This is a genomic window from Candidatus Obscuribacterales bacterium, from assembly GCA_036703605.1.
GTDB lineage: Bacteria > Cyanobacteriota > Cyanobacteriia > RECH01 > RECH01 > RECH01.
Map to the genome: position 1 here is coordinate 1 of DATNRH010000929.1, position 1,066 is coordinate 1,066.

Here is a 1,066-nt window from a genome sequence, read left to right on the forward strand (position 1 = left end):
CCACGCTCAACCATCTTGAACGGGGGCTATCGGTTGCCATTGAGGCGGACTATACGCCACCAGATGATCCCATTGTTTTGGCGGTTCGAGAAGCGATCGCTCAGGCACGCAATGGCACGCCCATTCGCACGGCCGCTCGACAGCTTCACATTGACTTGGCAGTGCTGACGTCGTTAGGGGAACTGGGCATTAATGCCAATGGCGAGACGGATGACGATATCCCTGTCCTGGAGCTATTGGAGATTCAAACGGACGTTGAGGAACGCTTGTAATGCTGTTGGCAAATGTATGGACTGAGCCATGGGTCGAGGCGTGGCAGGTCATCAAGGACATTCTTGGCTCGCCTCGCGGGATGCTCCTGCTGGGGTTGATCCTTATGATCTATCTCTTGAGTCTGTTGGCTCCGTCTAGACAACATCTCACGTCGGGTCGCTTTGCCCAACGGGGAGACAAGCTCAAGGCGAGTCGTCAAGCGTATCAACAACTCAACAGTCGTGATGCCGATGAGGTGGTGCTCTGGTGTGGCTCACCGCCAGATGCGCTACACAATGGTCTGATGGCTGGACTGGCCACTGCCGTGACGGGGCAACCGCCCACGGTTTATGTGCCCGATGCCAATCGTAGTGCTGTGGTAATTGGCAAGGCCGGATCTGGAAAAACGTTTTCGGTCATCGACCCGATGGTGGTGTCAGCCATTAACCAGGGCCATCCCATTTTGCTGTACGACTACAAGGCGGATGCCTATGGCAAAGGCGGACAGATCAGCTACTTGGCGACGCTAGCAGCTCGCCATCAGTACAATGTCCAAGTGTTTGCGCCGGGGCGTCCCTATAGCTGCATCATTAATCCGCTTGATTTTTTGCAGGACGCGAATGATAGCACCACCGCCGGTGTGCTCGCCGAGGTCTTCCACCGCAACCTCACCCGTGGCGGTGGCAAAGCGGATGCCTTTTTTGGCCCAGCGGGACAGCGGCTCATCCAAGCCCTGATTCAGTTTGCCAAATCCACCCAATATCCCGATCTGGCCATGGCGTTTTGTGTGGTGCAGTTGCCCAATTTAGTCCAG

General features: G+C 55.9%; 2 protein-coding genes. Both read left to right on the top strand.

All coding sequences use genetic code 11. The annotated features are described in order from the left end of the window. On the top strand, window positions 1–272 hold a 272-nt coding region (locus V6D20_19110), incomplete at its 5' end, for a hypothetical protein (GenBank protein ID HEY9817891.1). Next, on the top strand, window positions 272–1,066 hold a 795-nt coding region (locus V6D20_19115), incomplete at its 3' end, for a hypothetical protein (GenBank protein HEY9817892.1). The genes V6D20_19110 and V6D20_19115, both read left to right, overlap by 1 nt.